Source organism: Bradyrhizobium iriomotense, assembly GCF_018129405.1.
In the GTDB taxonomy this organism is placed as follows: domain Bacteria; phylum Pseudomonadota; class Alphaproteobacteria; order Rhizobiales; family Xanthobacteraceae; genus Bradyrhizobium; species Bradyrhizobium iriomotense_B.
The window spans coordinates 136,241-162,336 of sequence record NZ_JAFCLP010000019.1; the positions used below are offsets into that span (position 1 = coordinate 136,241).

Genomic DNA, 26,096 nt, shown 5'->3' on the forward strand with positions numbered 1-26,096 from the left:
CGAGGCCACCATGTCCGACCCCATCGTCAAGATTTCCGGCCTGAACAAATGGTACGGTGAATTTCACGTCCTGCGCGACATCGATCTCGAGGTCCGGAAGGGGGAGCGCATCGTGATCTGCGGTCCCTCAGGCTCCGGCAAGTCGACGCTTATTCGCTGCATCAATGCGCTGGAGGAATTCCAGGAAGGCGAGATCGTCGTCGACGGCATCGAGCTCGGGCCCAATCTCAAGCACATCGACGCCGTGCGCCGCGAGGTCGGCATGGTGTTCCAGAGTTTTAATCTGTTCCCGCACCTCACGGTCCTCGACAACTGCACGCTGGCGCCGATCTGGGTGCGCAACATCCCCAAGAGGGACGCCGAGGCGACCGCGATGAAATTCCTGGAGCGGGTCAAGATCCCGCACCAAGCCAACAAGTTTCCGGGCCAGATGTCCGGCGGCCAGCAGCAGCGCGTCGCGATCGCCCGCGCCCTGACCATGAACCCGAAGGTGATGCTGTTCGACGAGCCGACCTCGGCGCTCGACCCCGAGATGGTCAAGGAGGTCCTCGACACCATGGTCGACCTCGCCGAGGAGGGCATGACCATGCTGGTCGTCACCCACGAGATGGGCTTCGCCCGCGAGGTCGCCAACCGCGTGGTCTTCATGGACGCCGGCCAGATCATCGAGGCCAACACCCCGAACGAGTTCTTCGCCAGCCCGCAGCACGCCCGCACCAAGCTGTTCCTGAGCCAGATCCTGCGGTGAGTGCCTGCAATCCGGTGGTCTCGCTGGCCTGACGGCACGCAAGCTTGGCACCATGCGAATCGGCTTGGCTCCCTCCGGACCATTCTCCGGAGAGCAACCTTGCAGAGCAGCCTCGGCGCGCGCGCCCACCAGAACGCGCGATTGCAGCAGAAGTTGAGGGAACAGGCGGACGCCGTCATGTCCTTCGCCGTCGAGGCGCTGGGGCAGGGCAGACTTGATGAGGCCGAGAATCTCTGCCGCGAGATCCTGAAAGAGGTTCCGGATCATTTCCACGCCACGCACCTGCTTGGCCTGCTGGCGTTCGACGGCGGGTGGCTTGAGGACGCGCAATTCCTGCTCGAGCGTGCCACCATGCTCGATCCGCGTTCACCCGATGCGCGCAGCAATCTCGGCGCCGTGTATTTTTCACTCGAAAAGTACAAGGACGCCCGCGCATGCCAGGAGAAGGCCATCGCGCTGAAGCCGAATTGTCCGATCACCCTGACCAATCTCGGCAACACGATGCTGCACCTCGGCCAGGCCAAAGAGGCAATCGAGCTGCACGAGCGCGCGATCAGGCTGAAGCCGGACTATGCCGACGCATTCTGCAACCGCGGCATGGCGGAACTGATGATCGGCCAGTTCGAGCGCGCCGGACAGAACTTCGAACGGGCCCTGTCGTTGCAGCCGCGTCATGCGGAAGCGATTGCCGGCAGGGGCATGGTGAGCCTCGAGCTCCGGCACTTCGAGGCGGCGGAAGCCGCGCTCGATGCCGCGCTGGCGCTCAAGCCGGGCTCGGCCAGAATTCTGGTGCAGCGCGGACGCCTCTATTTGACTCTCTCCCGGCTGCAGCAGGCGGCAGCGGATTTCGACGCCGCACTGGCGCAATCGCCTCGGAACGAGCTCGCGCTGTGCTGGCGGGCGCAAGTCGACATCATGGTACGGAACACGGCGGGCGCGATGGCGGGCGCCAAGAAGCTGCTCGAAGTCAATCCGCAATCCGAGGCGGCCATGTCGCTCCTGGCCTCCTGCTATGCGAACCAGGGAGACATCGCGACGGCGCTCGAGTATCTCGATGCGGCGCTGGCGATCGCGCCCGACTTTCCCGAGGCCATCGGATACAAGATCTTCGTGCTGGATTACCTGCAGGAGGCCGATTTCGTGGTCCAGCAGGCGGCACGAAAATACTGGTGGGATCAGATCGGCGCCAAGCTTCCGCAACGGGCGCTGGCGCCGCGCAATCTCGATCCGGACCGACAGATCGTGGTCGGATATGTCGCTTCCGAATTCAGGCAGCACTCGGCGGCTTACTCGCTGCTGCCGGTGCTGCGCCATCACGATCGTGCCGCGTTCAAGATCGTCTGCTATTCCTGCTGGCCGCTGCAGGACGAGATAACCGAGAAATTCAAATCTTGCGCAGACGTCTGGGTCGAGGCCGCGCAGTTCTCGGACGACGAACTGGCCGATCGCATCCAGGCCGACGGAATCGACATTCTGATCGACGTGTCCGGGCATACGACCGGCAACAGGCTCCATATGTTCTCACGCAAGCCGGCCCCCATCCAGGTCACCGGTTTCGGCCACGCCACCGGCACGGGTCTGCAGACCATGGACTATGTGCTCGCGGACCCGACCTTCATTCCGCAATCGGCGCGGCATCTCCTGGCCGAAAAGGTCCATGATCTGCCGTGCCTGATCACGATCGATCCCATCCTGGACGTGCCGCCTTCGGAGCTTCCCATGCTCCGCAACGGCTATGTGACTTTCGGCGTGTTCAACCGCATCTTCAAGATCTCGGACGAGGCGATGCGGGTGTGGTCGAGGGTGATGCGCGAGGTGGCGGGATCGAAGATCATCATCAAGAACGGGCTGCTCGACGATCCGCTGTTGCGCGAGCGCCTGGTCGCCCGGTTCGTGGCACACGGCATTGCCGAGGAGAACATCATCTGCATGGGCACGACGCCGCGCAACGAACATTTGCGGGCCTTTGCCGATGTCGACATCTCGCTCGATACGTTCCCGCAAAACGGCGGCATCAGCACCTGGGAATCCCTCTATGCGGGCGTGCCGGTCGTCGCCAAGCTCGGCAACGGGTCGTCATCGCGCGCCGGCGGGTCGATCGTGGCGGCCGTCGGCCTTGACGACTGGGTCGCCGAGGACGAGGAGGGCTATGCCGCGATCGCGATCAAATATGCCGCCCAGCCAGCGCATCTGGCGAAGCTGCGCGCGGAATTGCCGGCCCAGATCGCAGCTTCGCCCGCCGGCAATGTCGAGATCTACACGCGCAGGGTCGAGGCGGGGTATCGCCAGTTCTGGCGCGACTATTGTGCCTCGGCCTCCGAAGGCGGCGAGGTTGCGTAGGCAGATCGGCCGCGGCGGATGAGCATGCGTGAACCCCGGATAATCCCGGGGCCGTTGCCGGTCGAGCCAACCGGCTGGCCAGGCTTGCGAATCAGTTAGACTCGTTCTGGGCCATCCTCCGGAGAGTAACCTTGCAGAACAGCGGCGCCGGCGCACGCGCATTCCAGAACGCGCGGTTGCAGAAGAAACTGATGAAGCAGGCGGACGCCATCATCTCCGCCGCGGCGAGCGCCTATGGCCAGGGAAAATATGCCGAGACCGAGGCGCTCTGCCGTGAGATCCTGAAGGCGCTTCCGGATCATGTCGACGCCATGCACTTGCTCGGGATGTGTGCGCATGACGGCCGGCGCCTGGAGGAGGCGCAAGAGCTGCTCGAGCGTGTGATTGCGCTCGATCCGCGCCTGCACGATGCCCACAACAACCTCGCGACCGTGCATTTCGACCTCGGCAATTTCGAGGAGGCGCGGCGGTGCCAGGAGAAGGCGATCGCGCTGAAGCCGAATTTTGCGGTGGCGCTGACCAATCTCGGCAATACGCTGATGCATCTGGGGCAGTACGAGGAGGCGCTTAAGCTGCACGAGCGCGCAATCAAGATCAAGCCGGATTACGCCGATGCATTCTGCAATCGCGGCATGGTCGAGATGTTGCTCGGACAGGTCGAGCGCGCCAAGCAAAGTTTCGATCGCGCCCTGCTGTTTCAGCCGCGGCACGCCGAGGCGATCGTCGGCAACGGCATGATCAGCATGGAGCTCCGGCATCACGAGGAGGCGGCAGCCAAGTTTGCCATGGCGCTCGCGCTCAAGCCGGGCTCGCCCAGGATTCTCGCCCAGCGTGGTCGGCTCAGTTACGAGTTGCAGCGCCTGGAGCCGGCGCTTGCGGATTTCGAGGCCGCGCTTGCGATTTCGCCCAAGTTCGAACTGGCTCTCCAGGGCAAGGCACAGGCCTGTCTCGTGATGGGAAAGACCGCGCAGGCGATGGCGGCCGCGACGGCCTTGATCGAGCAAAATCCGCGCTCCGAGCTCGGCTTGGCGCTGATGGGTTTCTGTTATTCGAACCAGGGAGAGATGGACGCCGCGATTGAATATCTCGATCGCGCGCTGGCGATAAAGCCGGACTACGAGGATGCGATCAGGGGCAAGATCTTCTTGCTGGACTACCTCCCCGAGGCCGACTTTGCGCTCCAGCAGGCGGTGCGACGAGCTTGGTGGGACTTGATCGGCTCCAAGCTGTCGCGGCGGACACTGCCAAAGCGGCCGCTCGATCCGGACAAGCAGATTGTGGTCGGCTATGTCGCCGCCGAATTCCGGCAACACTCGGCGGGACTCACCTTGCTGCCGGTGCTGCGCCATCACGATCACGCCAACTTCAAGATCATCTGCTACTACTCCTGGCCGGGAGCGGACGAGTACACCGCCATGTTCAAGCAACTGGCGGACGTCTGGGTGGACGCCTGGCAGCTTTCGGACGACGAACTCGCCGATCGCATCGAGGCCGACAATGTCGACATCCTGATCGACGTTTCGGGCCACACGAACACTAACAGGCTGCAGGTTTTCGCGCGGAAGCCGGCTCCGATCCAGGCCACCGGCTTCGGACATGCGACGGGCACGGGCATGCAGACCATGGACTATGTGCTCGCGGATCCCGTTTTCATTCCGCCACCGGTCCGGCATCTGTTTCCCGAAAAGATCCACGATCTGCCGTGCCTCATCACGATGGAGCCCGTCTCGGATCTGCAGCCGTCGGAGCTGCCGATGCTGCGCAACGGCTACGTCACCTTCGGCGTGTTCAACCGCATCTACAAGATTTCGGATGATGCGATCCGTGTGTGGTCGCGCCTGATGCGGGAGCTGCCGGGATCGAGGATCATCGTCAAGCATGGTTTGCTCGACGAACCCTTGCTGCGCGACGGCCTGGTCGCACGCTTCGTCGCGCAGGGCATTGCCGAGGAGAACATCACCTGCCTGGGCTTCACCTCGCGCAACGACCACCTGCTGGCCTTTGCCAATGTCGATATTTCCCTGGATACGTTCCCGCAAAATGGCGGCATCAGCACCTGGGAATCGCTCTACACGGGTGTTCCCGTGGTGACCAAGCTCGGCAACGGCGCCCCCTCGCGGGCCGGCGCCTCGATCGTGGCTTCTGTCGGTCTCGGCGACTGGGTCGCGGAAGATGACGAGGGCTATATCGAGATCGCCCGGAAATTTGCCTCGCAGCCGGCGCTTCTGGCGAAGTTGCGCGCAGACCTTCCGGCAAAGATTGCAGCCTCGCCCGCCGGCAACGTCGAGATCTACACGCGTGAGCTCGAAGCCGGTTATCGCCAGTTCTGGCGCGACTATTGTGCTGCAGCCTCGGACATCGACGAGGGGGCGTAGACCGGCCGGGCCGCGGCGACCTCGTGGACGCGCGTCCCCGACGTGAGGAGGCCTGCGGCGATCAGACGAACGGCGGCTTGATGTTGCTGCGCTTCTCCAGCCATTCCGGCACCGGAAGGTTCTTGGCGCGCATGAAGTCCGCGTTGAACAGCTTGGACTGATAGCGGCTGCCGGAATCGCACAGCACGGTGACGATGGTCTTGCCCGGCCCGAGCTGCTTTGCGAGACGCATCGCACCCACAATGTTGATGCCCGTGGAGCCGCCGAGGCACAGGCCTTCGTGCAGGAGCAGGTCGTAGATCACCGACACGGCTTCGGTGTCCGGAATCAGGAAGGCATCGTCGACCTTGGCGGTTTCGATCACGGGTGTGACGCGGCCCAGGCCAATGCCCTCGGTGATGGAGTCGCCCGGGGTCGATTTGGCCTGACCGTTCTTGAACAGCTCGTACATGGCAAACCCCTGCGGATCGGCGCAGGCGTTGACGATGCCCGGGTGCTTCTCCTTGAGATAGCGACTGACGCCGGCGAGCGTGCCGCCGGTGCCGACCGAGCAGATGAAGCCGTCGATCTTGCCGCCGGTCTGCTCCCAGATCTCGGGACCTGTCGAGTCGTAATGCGCCTTGGCGTTGTCAAGGTTGTTCCACTGGTCGGCGAACAGCACGCCGTTCGGCTCGGTCTTGCGCAGCTCGTCGGCCAGCCTGCGGCCGACATGCTGGTAATTGTTGGGATTGGCATAGGGGAGAGCCGGGACCTCGATCAGCTCGGCGCCGCACAGCTTCAGGAAGTCCTTTTTCTCCTGGCTCTGCGTCTCAGGGATGACGATCAGCGTGCGGTAGCCGCGAGCGCTGGCGACGACCGCGAGCCCGATGCCGGTGTTGCCGGCGGTCGCTTCCACCACGAGGCCGCCGGGCTTGAGCTCGCCGCGCTTCTCGGCCTCCAGGATCATCCATTTGCCGGCCCGGTCCTTGACCGACTGGCCGGGATTCATGAACTCGGCCTTGCCCAGGATGGTGCACCCGGTCAATTCCGAGGCGCGCTTGAGTTTGATCAGCGGGGTGTTGCCGATGGCTTCGACAACGTTGGTTCGAATGGTCATGTCGGGGGAAATCACTGGCAAAGGGTTGATCTGGCTGGCCAGAACCTAGTGCCTGGGAGGCCAAAGGGGAAGGCTTTTGCGCTGCGGCGAAAGTCCCGACGCGGCCCGCGGAGTGCCGATAGTCCCGAGCAAAGAACCACGCGAACGATGCTGGGACACGATCGCGGATATCGACGGAACGATTATGCCCGGTGACCGTCGGGACATGGAAGATATCGGTCGTCGCAAGCAGCTCCCGCAGCCAATCTCTATCGCGTGCAAGCCGGCTGGCCGCGCATGGTTCCCGGACGAGTTGAATGGTATGCGGAGAAACGTGCGCGGGCCGGGTGTTCGTGCCGATTCTTAGCGACCTAGTGAGAGCGACCCGCTACGCCTTGAGACGGAGCCGAGGCCGCATGCAGCTCGTTGCTGACCGGTGCAGCCGGATGAAGCCGCTTCACCTGGGTGTGGCACCAATATCACATGAAATCTTGGTAAGCTTGAGCGCCCTTTCCGGCACCGCGAAAAGTCGAAAAGTCGCTGCAAGACAGACATATCTTGCATTTGTATGATCGCGATGGGGAGGCGCATGGCCCGCCACCTCGCACCTGCGGCACTGTCCCGCTGTTCCGCGCCCGGCTAGTATGAAGCCGAAGGTTCCGCAGAAAGCATCACCTGTGAGCGAGTTGCCAAAAGCCCCCCGACTGCCTGCCTGCGAATCGGTTAATCCGGCTGCGCGGTGGCGGCTCGATCTGCCCGGCGGGGGGTGGATGTGACACAGCATGTTCCGGTGATCGCCATGCGGCGGTCTTTGGGGTCTGCGTCCCGGACGCGTCGTGTAGCGCGCTGGCTTGCCGTGCTGTGCCTCGCTGCAAGCTCAGGCGCATGCGTGCTGACGCAGGATCTTCCGGATCCCGCGCTCGATGTTCCCGCACAGTACAAATATGCCGGCAAAGGCGATGCGCCGCCGTCGCTGGATTGGTGGCGCGGCTTCCGCTCCACCGAACTGACGCAACTGATGGAGGAGGCGCAGACCGTCAACCTCGACATCGCCGCCGCCGTCTCGCGCATCGTCCAGGCCGATGCGCAGGCGCGGCAGGCGGGTGCAGCGCTGCTGCCGACCCTGTCGGGGGGCGGATCGGAAACCTATTCGCGCACTTCCGGCTCCTCGTCGTCCGGCCTCACCAATGGCGGACGCGAAGTCGTCAACTATTCGGCCTCGCTGAGCGCGAGCTACCAGCTCGACTTCTGGGGCCAGAACCGCGATGCGCTGCAAACGGCGGAGGAGACGGCGAACGCCAACCGCTTCGATCGCGACACCGTCGCGCTGACGACGCTCGCCGCCGTCGCCAACGCCTATTTCCAGGTGCTGGCCTCGCAGGATCGCCTGCGTACCGCCCAGAGCAACATCGCCAGCGCGCAGCGCATCCTCGATGCGATCCGCGAGCGCCGCAAGGCCGGCACTGGCACCGACCTCGACGTCGCCCAGCAGGAGAGCGTGCTCGCCAACCAGAAGGCACTGGTGCCGCCGCTGCGCCAGACGCTCGACCAGAATGTCAACGCACTCGCCGTGCTGGTATCGCGGCCGCCGGAGAGCGTCCGCGTGCTCGGCGGCTCGCTGAACAAGATCGCCATCCCGCGCGTCACGCCCGGCCTGCCGTCGGAGCTTTTGACACAGCGGCCCGACATCCGCCGGCAGGAGGCGCAGCTCGCTTCGGCGACTGCCAATATCGGCAATGCCCGCGCGCAGTTCTTTCCGACCATCCAGCTGACCGGCAATGGCGGCTATCAGAGCTCGGCGCTGGTGTCGCTGTTCCAGCCGCATGCGGCGTTCTTCCAGCTCGTCGGCAGCGCGACGCAACCGATCTTCGACGGCGGCAAGATCCTCGGCAATTTCGAATTCGCCAAGGCGCGGCAGGACGAGTTGCTTCAGACCTACCGCAAGACCATCATCCAGTCGTTTGCGGACGTCGACAACGCGCTGTATTCGATCAAGCAGACCACGATCAAGCTACAATTGCAGCGCGATGTCGTTACCTCGTCGAAGCGCGCCTTCGATCTCGCCGAGCAGCAATTGCGCGCCGGCACGGCCGACATCGTGACCGTGCTGAACGTCCAGCAGACACTATTTCAGGCCGAAGACGCGTTGTGGCAGGCCCAACTCGCACGGCTTCTCGCCATCGTCAGCCTGTATCAGGCGCTCGGCGGCGGCTGGGAGCCGCGAATGGAGAAACCGGTCAATGCTCTTTAAGCCGGATACGAAGGAAGGCGCGAAAGAAGGGACGGCGAAGAAATCGCGCGGCCGCGGCTTCGTCATGACCCTGATCACGCTCGCGATCCTCGGTGGGCTCGGCTATTTCGGCTGGACCGTCTGGCACCAGCAGCCGCAGCAGGCGAATGGCCGCAACCAGCGGCCCGATCTGCCGGTGCCGGTGCTGGCGGCAACGCCACGCATCCAGGACGTGCCGGTCTATCTCGACGGCGTGGGCGCGATCCGCGCGCTCAACACCGTGACCGTGCGCTCGCAGGTCGACGGCAAGCTGATCGCGGTCAACTTCACTGAGGGCCAGGACGTCAAGAAAGGAGACGTGCTTGGCGAGATCGATCCGGCGATCTACCAGGCGCAGTACGATCAGGCGGTTGCCAAGAAGGCGCAGGACCAGGCCCAGCTCGCCAACCAGCGCATCGACCTTACGCGCTACGAGCAGCTCGCTGCGACCAATGCCGGCTCCAAGCAGCAGGCCGACACCCAGCGCGCGCTGGTCGCGCAGACCGAGGCGCTGGTCAAGGCCGACCAGGCCGCGATCGACAATGCGGCGGCAACGCTCAGCTACACCAAGATCGTGGCGCCGCTCTCGGGGCGCGTCGGCCTGCGCCAGGTCGACCAGGGCAACATCATCCACGCCGCCGACACCACCGGCCTCGTGGTAATCACGCAATTGCAGCCGATCGCGGTGTGGTTCAGCCTGCCGCAGCAGCAGATCATGCGGGTCAACGCGGCAGCGGCGAAGGGGCCGCTCGCGGTCGACGTGTTCGGCAATGACGGCATCACCGTGATCGACACCGGCAAGCTCACCGGCATCGACAACCAGGTCGACCAGACCACCGGCACGCTCAAGCTCAAGGCGGAATTCCCCAACGCCAATTACCAGCTCTGGCCGGGCCAGTTCGTCAATGTCCGTCTCAAGGTCGAGACCTTGACGCAGGCGCTGGTGGTGCCGACATCGGCGGTGCAACGCGGCCCGGTCGGCACTTTCAGCTACGTCATCGGCGAGGACAATGTCGTCTCGGCCAAGCCCGTGACGGTGACGCAGCAGAACGAGCATGACGCCGTCATCGCCAGTGGCCTGTCGGCGAACGACAAGGTCGTCACCACGGGCTTTGCCAATCTGTCCGACGGCTCCAAGGTGATCGTCGGCCGCGACGATCAGACCCCATCGGCCGATCTCGCCCCGCGCAAGCGCTCGCGCGGTCCGGACGCCCAGAAAAAGGACGGTCAGAAGGATTCGCAAAAGGAGGGACAAGCCAAGGACGGCGAGTTCCGCGCCAAGCGAAACAGCAGTGAAGGCGACCAGAAAGGACAGACCGGTCCGGCACCGGGGCCGGGGGCATCGGGATCTGGAGCCAAGCAGCCATGATCCCGACAACAGCCGCCTAGGCGGCAGGCGTATTCCATGGGAGTCTCCGAACCCTTCATCCGCCGGCCCATCGCGACCTCGCTGCTCGGTATCGCGCTGCTGATCGGCGGGCTGCTCGGTTATTTCGCGCTGCCGGTCTCGGCGCTGCCGCAGGTCGACTTCCCGACCGTGCAGGTGACGACGCAGCTTCCGGGCGCCAGCCCCGACGTGATCGCCTCGCTGATCACCGCGCCTCTGGAGCGGCAGCTCGGCCAGATCCCGTCGCTGTCGGCGATGAACTCGACGAGCTCGTTCGGCGTCAGCCAGATCTCGCTCCAGTTCGACCTCAACCGCGACATCGATGGCGCGACCCAGGACGTGCAGGCCGCGATCAATGCGGCGGCCGGCGTGCTGCCCAAGACGCTGCCTTACCCGCCGACCTACGCCAAGGTGAACCCGGCCGACGCGCCTGTCATGACGCTGGCGCTGCGCTCGGACACGATCTCGCTGCGGGTGATGAGCGACATCGCCGACACCATTCTGGCGCAACGGTTGAGCCAGATCTCCGGCGTCGGGCGCGTCTCGGTGCTCGGCGGGCTGAAGCCGGCCGTGCGCATCCAGGCGGATCTGGCGCGGCTTGCCGCCTATGGCATCGCCATGGAAGATCTGCGCACCGCGATCGCCAATGCCAACGTATCAGGGCCGAAGGGTTCGCTCGACGGCGCGCAGCAATCCTACATCATCGCCGCCAACGACCAGATCGCCGCCGCCGAGGCCTACAAGCCTGTCATCATCGCCTACCGCAACGGTTCGCCCGTCACGATCGCCGACGTCGCACAGATCGTCGACGGCCTCGAGAACGACCGCACTGGCGGCTGGTACCAGGGCACGCCGGCCGTCATCATCGACATCCAGCGCCAGCCCGGCGCCAACGTCATCGACGTCGTCAGCCAGATCCGTGCCGAAATTCCAAAAGTCCAGCGCGCCATTCCCGCCGGCGTGAACCTCACCATCGTCTCCGACCGCACCGTGACCATCCGCGCCTCGGTGCGCGACGTGCAGTTCACGCTGATCCTCAGCGTCGTGCTGGTGACGCTGGTGGTGCTGCTGTTCCTGCGCTCGCTGCGCGCCACGCTGATCGCAGGCGTCGCGCTGCCGCTGTCGCTGATCACCAGCTTCGGCATCATGTATTTCGCCGGCTTCAGCCTCGACAATCTGTCGCTGATGGCGCTGACGATCGGCACCGGCTTCGTGGTCGACGACGCCATCGTCATGATCGAGAACATCGTCCGCCACATGGAGAATGGCGACGGGCCGATGCAGGCCTCGCTGAAGGGCGCCAGCGAAATCGGCTTCACCGTGATCTCGCTGACGGTGTCGCTGATCGCAGTGTTCATCCCGCTGCTGTTCATGTCGGGCCTCGTCGGGCGCATGTTCCGCGAATTCGCGCTGACGCTGACGATCGCGGTCGTCACGTCGGCCGTGGTGTCGCTGACTCTGACGCCGATGATGTGCTCGCGGCTGCTCAAGCACGCGCACGAGGAGCTGGCGGTGCCGGGCCTTGCCGCCATCAGCCGCTTCATCGACCGCACCGTCGAGTTCTATCACCGCACGCTGCTCTGGGTCTTGGAGCGCCAGCGCGCCACGCTGGTCGTGACCTTTGCGACGCTGATAGCGACACTCGTCCTCTATGTCGTCGCGCCAAAAGGCTTCCTGCCGCTGCAGGACACCGCCTCGATCACGGCGGTGACGGAGGCGGGGCCCGACGTTTCGTTCGCGGAGATGCAGAAGCGGCAGGCCGAGGCCGCCGACGCCATCAAGGCCGACGCTGACGTGGTCGGCGTGGTCTCCGTGATCGGCGCGGGCTCGGTCAACCCGACCACCAATGTCGGGCGTCTGGTCATGACGCTGAAGCCGCGCGGCGAGCGGCGTGACGATGTCGGCGTGGTCGTGACCCGGCTGAAGGAGAGGGTGGCGGGCATTCCCGGCATGACCGTCTATTTCCAGCCGGTGCAGGACGTGCAGATCTCGACCCAGTCGAGCCGCTCGCAATACCAGTACACGCTGACCGGCACCGATGCGGCGCTGGTCTCGGAATGGGCGCGCAAGCTCGTTGCGGAGATGCGGCGCGATCCCCTGTTCCGCGACGTCTCCTCGGAAGCGCAGGAGGGCGGTTTGCGGGCGCAGCTCGATGTCGACCGCACCCGTGCGGGCCAGCTCGGCGTGAGCCTGCAAGGAATCACCGACACGCTGAACGATGCCTTCGCGCAGCGGCAGATCTCGACGATCTACGGCCAGGCCAACCAGTACCGCGTGGTGCTGGAGGCGCTGCCGATGTACCAGCGCGATCCTTCGATCCTGTCAAAACTCTATCTGCCGGGCGCCGCGAGCACGATCGTCGGCGCACCCGGCGCGCAGGTGCCGCTGTCGGCGGTGGCGACGCTGAAGCGTACCACGGCGCCGCTCGCGATCTCCCACCAGGCGCAATTCCCGTCGGTCTCGCTCAGCTTCAACCTCGCGCCGGGCGCGGCCCTCGGCGATGCCGTCGAGGCCGTGAAGGCGATCGAGACCCGCATCGAAATGCCCAACAGCATCGTCGGCGTCTATGCCGGCGACGCGGCTGAATTCGCCAAAGCGCTCGCGGGACAGCCCTGGCTGCTGCTCGCCGCCGTGATCACGATCTACATCGTGCTGGGCGTGCTCTATGAGAGCTACATCCACCCGATCACGATCCTGTCGACGCTGCCCTCGGCCGGCGTCGGCGCGATCCTGGCGCTGGTGCTGTGCGGGCAGGACCTCTCGGTGATCGGTTTGATCGGCATCATCCTGTTGATGGGCATCGTCAAGAAGAACGCGATCATGATGATCGACTTCGCGCTGGAGGCCGAGCGCGGGCAGGGGATGTCGCCCAACGAGGCGATCGTGCAGGCGTGCCTGTTGCGCTTCCGTCCGATCATGATGACGACGCTGGCGGCGCTGTTCGGCGCGCTGCCGCTGGCGATCGAGAGCGGCACCGGCGCCGAGCTGCGCTTCCCGCTCGGCATCTCCATCATCGGCGGCCTGCTGCTGAGCCAGTTGCTGACGCTCTACACTACGCCCGTGATCTATCTCGCGCTCGACCGCATCAACCGCCGCCTCGAGCAGGCGCTGCCGCCGGCCGAATCCGGTGGGCCGCCGGTCGCGGGCGCGACCGAGGGGATGTGATGGTATCGATCTCGGAGCCCTTCATCCGCCGTCCGGTCGCAACCACGCTGCTGTCGATCGGGTTGTTCCTGCTGGGTGTCGTCGCCTACGAGTTCCTGCCCGTCGCCTCGGTCCCGAACGTCGACTTCCCCGCCATCTTCGTCTCGGCCAGCCGGCCGGGCGCCGACCCGTCCGTGATGGCGGCGACGGTGGCCTCACCGCTGGAGCGGCGCCTCGGCGAAATATCGGGCATCAACCAGATCACCTCGACGAGTTCGCTCGGCATCTCCAATATCCAGCTTCAGTTCGATATCGGCCGCAACATCGACAAGGCCGCGCGCGACGTGCAGGCCGCGATCAACGCCTCGCTGGTCGACCTGCCGAGCGACCTGCCGACGCTGCCGCGCTTCCGCAAGGCCAACACGGCGGGCGCGCCCGTCTTCGTGCTGGCGCTGACCTCGAAGACGCTGTCGGCGAGCGCGATCTACGACGTCGCCGACACGGTGCTGGCGCAGCGCATCTCGCAGGTGCCTGGTGTCGGTGATGTGACAGTCTCGGGCGCCGACCAGCCGGCGGTACGGGTACAGCTCAATCCGGTCGCGCTTTCGAACGCCGGCATCGCCACCGACGACGTGCGGACCGCGATTATCAACGCCAATCCGCTCGGACCTGTCGGCATCTTCAACGGCGAGCGCCAGAGCGAGACGCTGTCGCTGAACAAGCAGATGCGCACGGCGAAAGAGTTCCGCGACATCGTCATCAAGAGCTCGAACGGCAATTTCGTCCGGCTCTCCGACGTCGCCGACATCGAGGATTCCGTCCGCAATGCCCGCTCGATCGCCTGGTTCAACAAGCAGCCTGCGGTGCTGATCCAGATCACCAAGCAGGGCGACGCCAACGTCATCGATACCGTCGACCGGGTGAAGGCGCTGATCCCCGAGTTGAAGCAGTGGATCCCGGCCGGTGTCGAGATCTCGACCCTGGTCGATCGCACCGGCACCATCCGTGCCAGCGTGCTGGACATGCAATGGACGCTGCTGGCGACCGCCATCCTGGTGATGGTCGTCGTGTTCGTGTTCCTGCGGCGGATGACGCCGACGATCGCCGCCGGCATCTCGGTGCCGCTGGCGCTGGCCGGCACCTGCGCCGGCATGTGGGTCGCAGGCTTCTCGATCGACAATCTGTCGCTGATGGCGCTCGCCATCTCCGTCGGCTTCGTGGTCGACGACGCCATCGTCATGATCGAGAACATGTTCCGCAATCTCGAGCACGGCATGCGGCCGTTTCAGGCGGCACAGGAGGGAGCCAGGCAGATCGGCTTCACCGTGGTCTCGATCAGCCTGTCGCTGATCGCGGCCTTCACGCCGTTGATCTTCATGGACGGCATCGTCGGCCGCCTGCTGCGCGAATTCTCGCTGACGCTGACCTTTGCGATCCTGGTCTCCACGCTGGTGTCGCTGACGGTCACGCCGATGATCTGCGCGCATTACATCCGGCAGACCACCTCCGGCACCGCGACGCTGTTCGACCGCCTCATCGAGGGCTCGCTGTCGCGCATCGTCACCTTCTACGCCCGCAGCTTGCGGACCGTATTGGAATATCCGATGCTGACCTTGCTGGTGTTCTTCGCCACCATCGGCCTCACGGTGACGCTCTACATCAAGGTCCCCAAGGGCTATTTCCCGACCGACGATTCCGGCTTCATCATCGGCGCGACGCGCGCCTCGGCCGACATCTCGTTCCAGTCGATGCTCGGCCTGCAGCAGCGGCTCGCCGACATCGTGATGCAGGATCCGGCGGTGGCCGGCATCGGCTCCACCGTCGGCAGCGGAGGCGGGGGCCCGGGGCCGGCGACCTCGAACCGCGGCACTATGTTCATCAGCCTGAAGCCGCCGGAGGAGCGCGACCACGTCTCGACGCAAGTGGTGATCGACCGTCTCAGGCGGGCGCTGTTCCCGGTGCCGGGCATCCGCCTCTTCATGTTCGCCGCCCAGGACGTGCGCGCCGGCGGACGGCAGAGCGATTCCGATTACCAATACACCCTGACCAGCACCGACCTCGGTCTCTTGCAGAAATGGGCGCCGATCGTCGCCAAGCGCATGGAGAGCGTCGAGGGTATCACCGACATTTCCAGCGACCGCGATCCCGGCGGGCTGCAGCTGACGCTGAACATCGACCGCCAGAAGGCCTCAGCACTCGGCGTCAAGGTCCAGGACATCGACAACGCGCTGAACAATGCGTTCTCGCAGCGGCAGATCTCGATCATCTACACCCAGCGCAACCAGTACATGACCGTGCTGGAGATCGATCCGAAATTCCAGGTCGATCCCTCCAACCTCGACCGCATCTATGTCGCCGGCGCGGGCGACGCGCAGGTGCCGCTGTCGGCCGTGGTCCACGCGACGCGCGGGCTCGCCGCGCTCGCGGTCTACCATTCGCAATCGTTCCCCTCGACCACGGTGTCGTTCAACCTGCTGCCGGACGTGCCGCTTCAGGCTGCCACGCAAAACATCCAGCGTGCGGTCGAGGAGCTGCACATGCCCGAGGGCATTCGCGGCAGCTTTGACGGCAATGCCGGTGACTTCGCCAAAACCAGCGGCCGCCAGCCGCTGCTGATCCTCGGCGCACTGGTGGCAATGTATATCGTGCTGGGGGTGCTCTACGAGAGCCTCGCCCATCCGCTCACGATCATCTCGACCTTGCCCTCGGCCGGCCTCGGCGCGTTATTGGCCTTGCAGCTGACCAACACGCCGCTGACGGTGATCGCGTTCGTCGGCATCATCCTGCTGATCGGCATCGTCAAGAAGAACGGAATCATGATGGTCGACTTCGCGCTCGACGCCGAGCGCCAGCGCGGCCTGTCCTCGGCGGAGGCGATTTTTGAAGCCTGCCAGGCGCGATTCCGCCCGATCCTGATGACGACGATGGCGGCGCTGTTCGCCGGCATTCCGCTCGTCATCGCAACAGGCCCCGGCACGGAGCTGCGGCGACCGCTCGGCATCACCATCATCGGCGGCCTGTTCGTCTCGCAGATCCTGACGCTCTACACCACGCCCGTGATCTACCTCCTGATCGACCGCCTGCGGCGGCGGTCGGAGCGGCGTGCGCTGCCCGCGCCCGCGGAATAGGTTGTTGCAGCGCTGCGCGAAGCGTATAGCGGCAATCATGTCGAACCCGTCCGAGGCCCCGGCCGCCGCGCCCGAGCCGATCCCCGAATGCCCGCACTGTCAGAAGCCGATGCCGCTGTGCATCTGCGACAGTGTCACGCCCATTGAGAACCGGCTTTCGCTGCTGATCCTGCAGCATCCGCAGGAGCAGGACAGGGCGCTCGGCACCGCGCGGCTGCTTGCGAAGCATTTTGCCGATGCCACCGTGCGGGTCGGCCTGTCCTGGCCGAGCCTGTCGAAGGCACTGGGCCGACCGGTCGAGAATGCCGCGCGCTGGGGCGTGCTCTATCTCGGCTCGGCCCGCGCGGCCGATCTCGAGGCCGAGGGCGAGATCGTGGCGCTGACCCGCAAGGGCGAGATCGCGGAGAACCAGCGCGCGATCCTCGGCAAGCTCGAAGGCGTGGTGCTGCTCGACGGCACCTGGAGCCAGGCCAAGGCCTTGTGGTGGCGCAATCCCTGGATGCTGAAATGCCAGCGCGTGATCCTCAACCCGTCGCGCCCATCGCTATACGGACGTCTGCGCAAGGAGCCGCGCCGCGACGGCCTCTCGACCATCGAAGCGGCCGCGACGATCCTCGCCGGCCTCGAACGGCGCCCCGACATCGCCGAGACGCTGCATGCCAGTTTCGAGCGGATGCTGACGCGCTATCGCGAGGTCCAGGCTGAGATGCCGGAACTCGCGCCAAAGCCGGCTCCGAAGGGCCGCCGCCGCGATTTCCGGCGCAGCAGGCGCGCCTGAGCTTGGTCCACATCGGAAGAGGCGATCGCCGCCAAAGTCGGACGAAGGCGGTTGCCTAAGCCATTGATCCCCTATATTGGTCCGCCCTTACGGGGCCACGTGGCGGAGTGGTTACGCAACGGTCTGCAAAACCGTGTACACCAGTTCAATTCTGGTCGTGGCCTCCATCACAAATCTCTGATCTTTCAGCCAAAATTTGAGTTCTGCGCGGTTCCGCCGGGGCGGCGCGCGCCGGGAGCCACCGGGTTTGCCCGGGGCCACGATTCAGGCCCTCTGGCATAGACTTCGCATCTGCGAAGGGACGCATCCAAACCCTGGAGCTGGAGAGCACGTGGCCGACGTCGTTCGATTTGTCCCGAAATCCGAGCTGGAGCGGGCCCGCCTCATTGCCGAGGCGCGCGCGATCTATGACAGCATCTTTCCGCCCGCTGCACCCGACCGGGCGCCGCAGGATGGCAAGGAACGCGTCAAGAACTGATCGGGGTCGGCGCCATTCCCCGGCGCGCAGTTGACGCCGAACCGCCTGCAGGGCGGGCGCATCAGGTCACGGCAGGGCGGGCCTCAGCAGGCCGCGTACCAGCCGTCCGGAAACGGCAGCAGGGGCCAGGCGCCCTCATTGTCATTGGCGGCCTTGGGTGTTGCGGCATACGACCAAGAGCGGGGCACGAAATTCTCCTCCGGCTCAGGCGCAAAATCTTCGTTGATCATGGCGTCCCGGACGGCATCCAGCAGCAAGTTGAATTCGGCTTCGCTCATCACACCCTCGCAGAACGCGGATGGCGCAATGTCGCAAAGCCGGTTTGTTAGCCGATTGAGCCGATCGTTCGCATTTTAACGATCCGGCGATCGGGGCCCGTTTGGTTAGCGATTCCTGAAAAAATCCCCGCGGGAACCTAGGCGTCCCTGGCCCGTCGCCAGTGTGAAAGAGATCACATTCTCGGCGATTTATTTCTCCTAACCCTTCGCGACGACCGGCCAACGCGGGCCGGGAGCGGGCGGGCAGAACGGGAGACTTGGTCATGAAGACAAGGTTCTTGCGGTTTGCGGGCGTGAAGAGCCGGGCGCGTCGCGCCTCGACGGTCGGGCTGTTCCTGACGCTGTTCGCCTCTGCGGCTCACGCGCAGGGAACGGCGGAACAGCGCCGAGCCTGCACCCCCGACGTCTACCGGCTCTGCGCCGGCGAGATCCCCAATGTCCGCGCCATCACCGCCTGCCTGCGCCGTAAGCGATCAAGCTTGAGCGAGGCTTGCCGCACCGTGTTCGATCAGGCCGGCGGCTGACATGCCAGCCCTGTGAGTTTGTGCGCAGCAAGTGGCTAGCGCGGTCTCGCGAATCCGGCATAGTCAGCCTGTGGATATGCTGCGGACAGTCTGTGGAGTGCTGTGGATACCGACCGCAAATGCGTCGATCCCGCGCCGCATCTCCCTCGGTAATCGTCATATCTCTGTCAAATAGCCTCATCAGATGATTGCTGGATCATACTGATCGCTGCGTCATCCGGGATTGTTTGGTTCCCCCGAATTCGGAATCCCGTATCTGCATCGGCTCGCGACTTGCGAACAGTTTTTGTGCAGCCGCTTGCCCAAATCGCGGGCCGCCTCCATCCAATTTTTTGTACGCCCGCGGACAAGCTTTCCGGTTCGCATCCCACCTAGGCTCGCTCCCCGAGATCTGGAACATGGCCGATGCCATGGCAATTCGAGGGAGTTCGAGATGGAGACACGGGTATTGCCCCAGGCGCGGGGGATGTCGCGCGCATTGCCGTGGCGCAAGGCCGCGCTCGGCGCGGCCATCGCTTTCGGCCTCGTCGCCGCCGCACCGCTGAGCGCGCAGGCCGCAGCGCCCGCCGCCTGCGCCGCGCTCCAGCAGAAATATCCGGACTGGAAGGGCAAGACGCTCGTCAATGCCATCAACCCGCACACGCCGGGCTATGAGACCATCGATCCCAAGGATCCCAGCAAATATATCGGCTTCGACATCGATCTCGGCGAGGCCATCGGCGAATGCCTCGGCTTCAAGCTGACCTACAAGCCCGTGGTGTTCGCAGCGCTCCTGACCACGCTCGCCGCCGGCCAGGCCGACATCGTGATCTCCGACATCTACGCCACCAAGGAGCGCGCCAAGGCCGCCGACTTCATCACCTACTCGAAGGTGTTCGACGGCGTGCTGGTCGCCAAGGGCAATCCGAAGGGCATCAACGGCATCAACATGTCGATGTGCGGCGCGGCTGCCGCCGAGAACACCGGCTATGTCGAGGTGCCCCTGATCCAGGCGCTGATCCCGGAATGCAAGAAGGCCGGCAAGGCGGAGCCGACCATCCAGCTCTACGACAACAACGCCAACTGCATCCAGGCGATCCTCGCCGGCCGCGCCGACACCTATGTCAACGACGTCAACACGGTCGACAGTGCGGTGAAGGCCTATCCGGACAAGCTGGAGAAGGCGATCGCGGTGACGATCCCGTATTCGGTCGGCATCGCCGTTCCCAAAGACAAGCCGAAATTCCGTGACGCCGTGCTCGCCGCGCTGATCGAGGTGCAGAAGGCCGGCACGCACATGGAGCTTCTGAAGAAACACGGGCTCGATGTGAACAACTTCAAGGAGCCGGACATTCTGACGGCTGACTGATGTCGCTGTTCCTCCATTACCTGAGCATGCCGTATCTGCTCGAGGGCATCGAGCTCACCCTCGAGGTGACTGCCCTCGGGCTCGGCGGCGGATTGATCCTCGGACTGATCCTCGCCGGCATGCAGCTCTCGCGCTTCTGGCCACTGGCGGCGATCGCCAGGGCCTACACCGTGATCTTCCGCGGCACGCCGCTGATCCTGCAAATGGTGTTCGCCTACGACGCGCTGCCGCATATCGGCATCAAGCTGCCGGCGGTGCTGGCCGCCGGCCTCGCGCTCGCCTGCAACGAGGCGCCGTTCATTGCGGAGATGCTGCGCGCCGGCGTGCTCGGCGTCGACCGCGGGCAGGTGACGGCTGGACAGGCGCTCGGCATGACGCCCCGGATCCTGATGTGGCGGGTGATTGCGCCGCAGGCGATCCGCACCATGATCCCGGCCTTCGGCAACGAGGCGGTGAGTGCGCTGAAGAATTCCTCGCTCGCCTCCGTCGTCGCGGTCCAGGAGCTGACGCTGCGCTCGACCCAGCTGGCGTCCTCCACATTCGACTTCTTCTCGATCTTCTTCGCTTCGGGCCTGCTCTATCTCGTGCTGACCGCGACCATCAGCGGCATTCAGCTGTTCGTCGAACGGCTGCTCGATCTCGATCGTACAAAGGGCCGCGAGCGCAAGCTCGCCGACTATCTGCCCTGGCGCCGTGTCGATCTCGTCACCAAGCTCGAACCTGCCGATGCGACCGCCATCGATCCCGAGCCCGCGCAAGCAGAGCTCACGGATACGCCGCCGCTGGCCCTGACCCGGGAGGAACGCGCCCGCCGCACCGCGACGATCGCGCGCAACAACACCGCGGTCGAGGTCAAGGATCTCACCAAGAGCTACGGACCGCAGAAAGTCCTCGACGGTCTCGACCTCACGGTCCGTGTGGGCGAGGTGGTGGCGTTGCTCGGACCGAGCGGCTCGGGCAAGAGCACGCTGCTCCGCTGCATCAACCATCTCGAAAACTGGGACGCCGGCACCGTGCGCGTCGGCGGCCGGCGCCTCGGCTTTTCCGAGGACGGCAAGCCGCTGTCGCCGCGCGCCATCGCCAACGAGCGGGCCAGCGTCGGCGTCGGCATGGTGTTCCAGCAGTTCAATTTGTTCGCCCATCTCTCGGCCAAGGAGAACATCGCCGGGCCCTTGCGCTGGGTCCACGGCATGACCCGCATCGACGCCGACCGCCGCGCCAGCGAGCTGCTCGACCGCGTCGGGCTGTCGCATCGCGCCGATGCGCTGCCGCGGCATCTTTCCGGCGGCCAGCAGCAACGGGTCGCCATTGCCCGGGCGCTTGCGCCCAATCCGAGCGTGCTGCTGCTGGATGAGCCGACCTCGGCGCTCGACCCCGAGCTCGTCAACGAGGTGCTGGAGGTGATCCGGCGTCTCGCCATCGACGACGGCCTCACCATGATCATCTCGACGCACCAGATCCGGTTCGCCGACGAGGTCGCCGACCGCGTCGCGTTCCTGAGCGGTGGCGCGATCATCGAGGAGGGGCCGGCGCACGAGGTGCTCTCCAACCCGCGCAATGCGCTGACGGCGCGCTTCCTCAGCGTGATGGAAGCCGACAAGACTCCGGAGGCGGTGCGATGAGCGGCGCATCCACAAGGTTCAAGACTCCCGAAGAGGCCACCTCATGAAGCATGTCACGCTGCCGGTTTCGCCGAAAACCGTCCACTGGGGCTATTTCTCCAAGAAAGTCACGCCGGCCCTGACGCTGCGTTCCGGGGATCGCGCCACCATCGAGACGCTGACCCATCATGCCAACGACGACTACGAGCGCATGATCCAGGGCGATCCCGGCGCCGAGAGCGTGTTTCAGTGGACGCGCGAGCACAAGGCGGTGGCGCGCCGCGGCTCAGGCCCGGTCGAAGGCCCGTTCATCCGCGGCGCAGGCGAGGGGATCGGCGTGCATCTGCTCACCGGGCCGGTCGCAATCGAAGGCGCCGAGCCCGGCGATGTTCTCGAAGTGCGCATCCTCGACATCAGGCCGCGGCCGAGCTGCAGCGCCTGCCATGCCGGCCGCTGCTTCGGCTCCAATGTCGCCGCCAACTGGGGCTTTCACTATCACGATCTGATCGAGGAGCCGAAGCCGCGCGAAGTGGTCACCATCTTCGAGCTCGACACCTCGGGCGAGCCCTATGCGAAGGCGGTCTACAACTATGTCTGGACGCCGCAGACCGATCCTGACGGCATCGTGCATCCGACCATCGACTATCCCGGCGTCCGCGTCGATCACGCCACCATCAGGAAACGCGAGAACATCCTCTCCAGCGTGAAGGTACCCGCACGATTGCACTTCGGCACCATGGGCCTTGCACCGTCCGAAGCCGACTTCGTCAGCTCGATCCCGCCGAGCTACACCGGCGGCAATATCGACGACTGGCGCATCGGCAAGGGCGCGCGGATGTTCTATCCCGTTGCCGTGCCCGGCGCCTATTTCTCGGTCGGCGATCCCCATGCCGCGCAGGGCGACAGCGAGCTCGGCGGCACCGCGATCGAGACCTCCCTGACCGGCGATTTCGAATTCATCCTGCACAAGAAGGCCGACCTTGCCGGCACCCATCTGGAAGGCCTCGATCATCCCATGCTGGAGACCGACCACGCCTGGTCGTTCTACGGCTTCACCTATCCGAACTATCTCGCAGCGCTCGGCCTTGATGCGCAAACCGAGATTGCCAATCACTCCAGCCTCGACCGTGCGATGCGCGATGCGTTCAGAAAACTCCGCCGGTTCCTGATGACCGTGCACGGCCTCAGCGAGGACGAGGCAATCTCGTTGATGTCGGTCGGCGCCGATTTCGGCGTCACCCAGGTGGTCGATGCCAATTGGGGTGTCCACGGCACGATCCGCAAGAACATCTTCCGGTGCGACTGAATCTCTCCACTTCGTCATTCCGGGGCGACGCAACGCGTCGAACCCGGAATCCATTTCACTACCGTCTTCTGCGCGCAATGGATTCCGGGTTCGCGCTTGCGCGCGCCCCGGAATGACGAAGGGGGGCCGCCATACTCTAACACTTTGAAGAACAGTCCAATTCCTGGATGAACACTTGACCAATGAACCCCATTTGCGGCCCGTCGCTGCGACGGATGACCGCGTTCGTCTGGCACAGAGGTTGCTTCGATCGACTGCAATCTGGGTCGATCCGATGAGCTTCCGGCCGTTCACGAGCGAGTCCTACGCGCAAGACGACCGCCCCGAAGCCTGGCGGGACGTGCTGGCGGCGGTCGGCTTGCAACCGGCAGGCGGTCATTCCTTCTTTGACGGGCACGCAACCGCCTCGCATCGCCAGGCCGCAGGTGTTGCGCTGACGCGCATGGCCGCGGGCGCGCAGAGCGTCGCACCGCTCTCGCAAGCCAACGAAGACCTCCCGATCGCGCTGATGCCGGTCGAGGACGGCATGGTGCTCAGAAGCGCCGGCGGCCACCGCATCGTTCCCGTCGGCCATCTCGTGCTGCTGCCGCGCAGCGGCGACTGGAGCATCGTGTTCCAGCGCGACATGCGCGCCATCGTGCTGTCGGTGACGTCGGAGGCGCTGCACGGACGCCTGTCGGGCAAGCCGCGGCTCGGCGAGCCCCGTGTCGTTCCGCCCGGTGGCTTTGCCGACGTGTTCTCGCGCCTGCTGGACGCGACCGCGCGCACGCTCGATAGTTTGAGCGATACCGAATGGAATTCGCTGGCGCAGTCGCTGGTCGATCTGCTGCTGACGCTCGCGCATCAACTGGCGGCGTCGACGTCCGACGCCGGGTCGAGCGCAACGCAGGCCGCGCTGCTGCATCGGATCTGCCAGACCATCGAACGCCGGCTCGACGATCCCGACCTTGTGCCGGCGCGTGTCGCGCAAGCCGAGGGCATTTCCGAACGTTACTTGCAAAAGCTGTTCGAAACGGTCGGCGACAATTTTACCCATTACGTTCGCGAGCGTCGTCTCCAGCGCGCCTGGGCGGATCTCTCCAACCCGACCGAGGCGCATCGCTCGATCTCGGAGATCGCCTACGCCTATGGCTTCGGCGACTCCGCACATTTCAGCCGCGCCTTCCGCCATCGCTTCGGCCTGCCGCCGCGCGAGTTTCGCCAGCAGGAGGCGGAGCGGGCGACCTCGCAGCATGGCGTCGCCGGCCAGCGCGGCTGGCCACAGGAGGCGCTGGCACAGCTGCGTGCACATCAGAGCGTCGAGACACGCAGCAACGTCGCCTGTGCCGGCGCCGGGGAGCGCACGACCACGGAGCGCCGGCATCATCATCTCCCGGTCGAGGCCAGCCGCGTCCATTGGGGCTATTTCAGCCGCTCGCTGCCGCCGCAGATCGAGATCGCATCGGGCGACACCATCACCATCGAGACGCTGACCCAGCACGCCTCCGATGCCCCTGACATGATGATCGCCGGTGATGCCGCCGCCGAAAGCGTGTTCGGCTGGACGCGGAACAAGAAGAACGTCGACCGCCGCGGCGCAGGACCCATGGATGCCAGCGTGTTCGGCCGCGGTGCCGGCGAGGGGTTTGGCGTGCACATCTGCACCGGCCCCGTCGCGGTGAAGGACGCCCAGCCCGGCGATGTCCTGGAGGTGCGCATCCTCGACATCGTGCCGCGGGCGAGCCGGAGCCCGAACCATGCCGGGCGCGTGTTCGGCTCCTCTGTGGCGGCCTGGTGGGGCTATCACTACAACGAGTTTCTCGGCGGTCCCAAGCCGCGCGAGGCCGTGACCATTTACGAGATCTTTGACGATGTGGACGCGCCCCATGCCCGCGCGCTCTATTCTTATCGCTGGGAACCGCAGACCGATCCCTTTGGCGTGGTGCACGCCACCTACGACTATCCCGGCGTTCCCGTCGCACCCGGTACGATCAAGCGCCGGCACGCCGTGCTCGACGGCATCCGCATTCCCTTGCGGCCGCATTTCGGCGTGATCGCGGTGGCGCCGCGTGAGGTCGATTTCGTCGATTCCGTGCCGCCGTCCTATTTCGGCGGCAATCTCGACAATTGGCGGCTGGGGAAGGGGGCGACCGTCTATCTTCCGGTCTCCGTGCCCGGCGCGCTGCTGTCGGTCGGCGATCCCCACGCAGCCCAAGGCGACGGCGAGCTCAGCGGCACCGCGATCGAGTGCTCGATGACCGGCACCTTCGAGGTGATCCTGCACAAGAAGGCCGATCTTTCCGGCCGTCCCTTCGCTGATCTCTCATATCCCCTGATCGAAACCGCCACTGACTGGGTGCTGACCGGCTTCAGCCATCCCAATTACCTCGCCGAGTTCGGCGCGCAAGGGCAGAGCGAGGTCTACGCCAAATCGTCGCTCGACCTCGCCATGAAGGATGCGTTCCGCAAGATGCGGCGCTTCCTGATGAACACCAAGGGGCTCAGTGAGGACGAGGCGATCGCACTGATGTCGGCTGCCGTCGATTTCGGCGTCACGCAAGTCGTCGACGGCAATTGGGGCGTGCACGCCATTCTCAGCAAGCGCCTGTTCCAGAGCGCGACTTAACGAGGACACATCGAGTGAAATTCCACATGATCAGCGGCGGGCCGAAGCCGGTCGCGCCCTTCAGCCATGCCGTGGAGACCGACGGCTTTGTATTCGTCACCGGCCAGATGCCGGATACGCCGCAGACGCCGGGCGTGCTGCCCGAGGGCATCGTCGCGCAGACCCGCGCGGTGATGGAGAACCTGAAGGTCGTTCTGGCGGGCCTCGATCTCGGCCTCGAGCACGTCGTGATGGCGCGCATCTATCTCACGCGCTTCAAGGAAGACTACGCCGCGATGAACGAGACCTATCGCAGCTTCTTCGCATCGGATCGCCTGCCGGCCCGGACCTGCGTCGGCGTCACCGGCCTTGCCTATGACGCGCTGATCGAGATCGACCTGGTGTGCCGGCGGCCGTGAGGCCAGCTTTCGTAGCCCGGATGAGCGAAGCGATATCCGGGACCGCTGCTCGCACGAATCCCGGATGTCGCTTCGCTCATCCGGGCTACAAGCCCTTGCGTTGCCCGCCGGGCAAAACACACAACCTGCAGGTCCATCCGCAACTTCAAAAATATTCCACTTTACCGAAATTCGGCTTTGGCGTATTCGTGCGCCACCTCATCCCGGTCAGAGGGGCGTATCGCGATCGTCACGACGCGCGGGGTGAGCGGCGGTGGACGCTAGTCACATCGGCGCGAGAAGGCATCGCAGGGCGGGCAACCGTGAGCGAAGGC

At 65.1% G+C, this 26,096-nt stretch carries 17 protein-coding genes, 1 tRNA gene and 1 pseudogene; 17 read left to right on the top strand and 2 right to left on the bottom strand.

What is annotated here, in order from left to right:
- Window positions 1-10 precede the first annotated feature (10 nt).
- From JQ592_RS30060 to JQ592_RS30070, 3 genes are all read left to right on the top strand, one after another.
- On the top strand, window positions 11-748 hold the full coding sequence (locus tag JQ592_RS30060; protein WP_080138647.1) for an amino acid ABC transporter ATP-binding protein: 738 nt from the start codon (window positions 11-13) through the stop codon (window positions 746-748).
- Between the two features lie 99 nt (window positions 749-847).
- On the top strand, window positions 848-3,088 hold the full coding sequence (locus JQ592_RS30065; RefSeq protein ID WP_211406385.1) for a tetratricopeptide repeat protein: 2,241 nt from the start codon (window positions 848-850) through the stop codon (window positions 3,086-3,088).
- A gap of 131 nt (window positions 3,089-3,219) precedes the next feature.
- Window positions 3,220-5,463, top strand: a complete 2,244-nt coding sequence (locus tag JQ592_RS30070; RefSeq protein ID WP_211406386.1) for a tetratricopeptide repeat protein — start codon at window positions 3,220-3,222, stop codon at window positions 5,461-5,463.
- Between the two features lie 61 nt (window positions 5,464-5,524).
- Here the strand turns inward: JQ592_RS30070 and JQ592_RS30075 are convergent, their stop codons facing one another.
- Window positions 5,525-6,559, bottom strand: coding sequence for a cysteine synthase A (locus JQ592_RS30075; protein ID WP_211406387.1), 1,035 nt, complete (start codon window positions 6,557-6,559; stop codon window positions 5,525-5,527).
- Between the two features lie 745 nt (window positions 6,560-7,304).
- Here JQ592_RS30075 and JQ592_RS30080 point away from each other — a divergent pair.
- The 7 genes from JQ592_RS30080 (at window position 7,305) to JQ592_RS30110 (ending at window position 17,722) form a co-directional block, all read left to right on the top strand.
- The gene (locus JQ592_RS30080; RefSeq protein WP_211406388.1) at window positions 7,305-8,789 is read left to right on the top strand and encodes an efflux transporter outer membrane subunit; all 1,485 of its coding nucleotides are present in this window, start codon (window positions 7,305-7,307) and stop codon (window positions 8,787-8,789) included.
- Window positions 8,779-10,176 carry an efflux RND transporter periplasmic adaptor subunit gene (locus tag JQ592_RS30085; protein WP_211406389.1) on the top strand — a complete coding sequence of 466 codons (1,398 nt, stop codon included), beginning with the start codon at window positions 8,779-8,781 and terminating at the stop codon, window positions 10,174-10,176. The genes JQ592_RS30080 and JQ592_RS30085 overlap by 11 nt, the downstream gene beginning before the upstream one ends.
- Window positions 10,177-10,212: 36 nt before the next feature.
- On the top strand, window positions 10,213-13,359 hold the full coding sequence (locus tag JQ592_RS30090) for an efflux RND transporter permease subunit (RefSeq protein ID WP_211406390.1): 3,147 nt from the start codon (window positions 10,213-10,215) through the stop codon (window positions 13,357-13,359).
- A complete protein-coding gene (locus JQ592_RS30095; RefSeq protein ID WP_211406391.1) occupies window positions 13,359-16,466 on the top strand; it encodes an efflux RND transporter permease subunit in 3,108 nt (1,035 codons plus the stop codon). The genes JQ592_RS30090 and JQ592_RS30095 overlap by 1 nt, the downstream gene beginning before the upstream one ends.
- Before the next feature lie 37 nt (window positions 16,467-16,503).
- Window positions 16,504-17,244 carry a tRNA-uridine aminocarboxypropyltransferase gene (locus JQ592_RS30100; RefSeq protein WP_211406392.1) on the top strand — a complete coding sequence of 247 codons (741 nt, stop codon included), beginning with the start codon at window positions 16,504-16,506 and terminating at the stop codon, window positions 17,242-17,244.
- Between the two features lie 93 nt (window positions 17,245-17,337).
- A tRNA-Cys gene (locus tag JQ592_RS30105) sits at window positions 17,338-17,411 on the top strand.
- A 164-nt stretch (window positions 17,412-17,575) separates the two neighbouring features.
- Window positions 17,576-17,722: a hypothetical protein gene (locus JQ592_RS30110; RefSeq protein ID WP_211406393.1), complete on the top strand. Its 147-nt coding sequence runs from the start codon at window positions 17,576-17,578 to the stop codon at window positions 17,720-17,722.
- Between the two features lie 83 nt (window positions 17,723-17,805).
- Here the strand turns inward: JQ592_RS30110 and JQ592_RS30115 are convergent, their stop codons facing one another.
- Window positions 17,806-18,000, bottom strand: coding sequence for a hypothetical protein (locus JQ592_RS30115; RefSeq protein ID WP_018641869.1), 195 nt, complete (start codon window positions 17,998-18,000; stop codon window positions 17,806-17,808).
- Between the two features lie 263 nt (window positions 18,001-18,263).
- Between JQ592_RS30115 and JQ592_RS30120 the strand changes: the two genes are divergently transcribed.
- From JQ592_RS30120 to JQ592_RS30150, 7 genes and pseudogenes are all read left to right on the top strand, one after another.
- The gene (locus tag JQ592_RS30120; protein WP_211406394.1) at window positions 18,264-18,524 is read left to right on the top strand and encodes a hypothetical protein; all 261 of its coding nucleotides are present in this window, start codon (window positions 18,264-18,266) and stop codon (window positions 18,522-18,524) included.
- Window positions 18,525-18,957: 433 nt separating this feature from the next.
- Window positions 18,958-19,872 carry an ABC transporter substrate-binding protein gene (locus tag JQ592_RS30125; RefSeq protein ID WP_211406395.1) on the top strand — a complete coding sequence of 305 codons (915 nt, stop codon included), beginning with the start codon at window positions 18,958-18,960 and terminating at the stop codon, window positions 19,870-19,872.
- Window positions 19,872-21,494 carry an amino acid ABC transporter permease/ATP-binding protein gene (locus JQ592_RS30130; RefSeq protein ID WP_211406396.1) on the top strand — a complete coding sequence of 541 codons (1,623 nt, stop codon included), beginning with the start codon at window positions 19,872-19,874 and terminating at the stop codon, window positions 21,492-21,494. Before JQ592_RS30125 ends, JQ592_RS30130 begins: the two co-directional genes overlap by 1 nt.
- 43 nt (window positions 21,495-21,537) lie before the next feature.
- Entirely contained in the window at window positions 21,538-22,779 is a 1,242-nt protein-coding gene (locus tag JQ592_RS30135; protein WP_211406397.1) for an acetamidase/formamidase family protein, read from the top strand.
- 274 nt (window positions 22,780-23,053) lie between these two features.
- The gene (locus tag JQ592_RS30140) at window positions 23,054-25,384 is read left to right on the top strand and encodes an acetamidase/formamidase family protein (RefSeq protein WP_211406403.1); all 2,331 of its coding nucleotides are present in this window, start codon (window positions 23,054-23,056) and stop codon (window positions 25,382-25,384) included.
- Window positions 25,385-25,398: 14 nt separating this feature from the next.
- A complete protein-coding gene (locus tag JQ592_RS30145; protein ID WP_211406398.1) occupies window positions 25,399-25,782 on the top strand; it encodes a RidA family protein in 384 nt (127 codons plus the stop codon).
- Between the two features lie 20 nt (window positions 25,783-25,802).
- A pseudogene (locus JQ592_RS30150) lies at window positions 25,803-26,096 on the top strand (hypothetical protein); the annotation flags it as partial.

Bases quoted from the DNA above. Each gene is read 5' to 3' on its own strand.
- JQ592_RS30060 (WP_080138647.1), top strand. From the start codon at position 11: ATGTCCGACCCCATCGTCAAGATTTCCGGCCTGAACAAATGGTACGGT.
- JQ592_RS30075 (WP_211406387.1), bottom strand. From the start codon at position 6,559: ATGACCATTCGAACCAACGTTGTCGAAGCCATCGGCAACACCCCGCTG.
- JQ592_RS30085 (WP_211406389.1), top strand. From the start codon at position 8,779: ATGCTCTTTAAGCCGGATACGAAGGAAGGCGCGAAAGAAGGGACGGCG.
- JQ592_RS30090 (WP_211406390.1), top strand. From the start codon at position 10,213: ATGGGAGTCTCCGAACCCTTCATCCGCCGGCCCATCGCGACCTCGCTG.
- JQ592_RS30095 (WP_211406391.1), top strand. From the start codon at position 13,359: ATGGTATCGATCTCGGAGCCCTTCATCCGCCGTCCGGTCGCAACCACG.
- JQ592_RS30100 (WP_211406392.1), top strand. From the start codon at position 16,504: ATGTCGAACCCGTCCGAGGCCCCGGCCGCCGCGCCCGAGCCGATCCCC.
- JQ592_RS30115 (WP_018641869.1), bottom strand. From the start codon at position 18,000: ATGAGCGAAGCCGAATTCAACTTGCTGCTGGATGCCGTCCGGGACGCC.
- JQ592_RS30120 (WP_211406394.1), top strand. From the start codon at position 18,264: ATGAAGACAAGGTTCTTGCGGTTTGCGGGCGTGAAGAGCCGGGCGCGT.
- JQ592_RS30125 (WP_211406395.1), top strand. From the start codon at position 18,958: ATGGAGACACGGGTATTGCCCCAGGCGCGGGGGATGTCGCGCGCATTG.
- JQ592_RS30130 (WP_211406396.1), top strand. From the start codon at position 19,872: ATGTCGCTGTTCCTCCATTACCTGAGCATGCCGTATCTGCTCGAGGGC.
- JQ592_RS30135 (WP_211406397.1), top strand. From the start codon at position 21,538: ATGAAGCATGTCACGCTGCCGGTTTCGCCGAAAACCGTCCACTGGGGC.
- JQ592_RS30140 (WP_211406403.1), top strand. From the start codon at position 23,054: ATGAGCTTCCGGCCGTTCACGAGCGAGTCCTACGCGCAAGACGACCGC.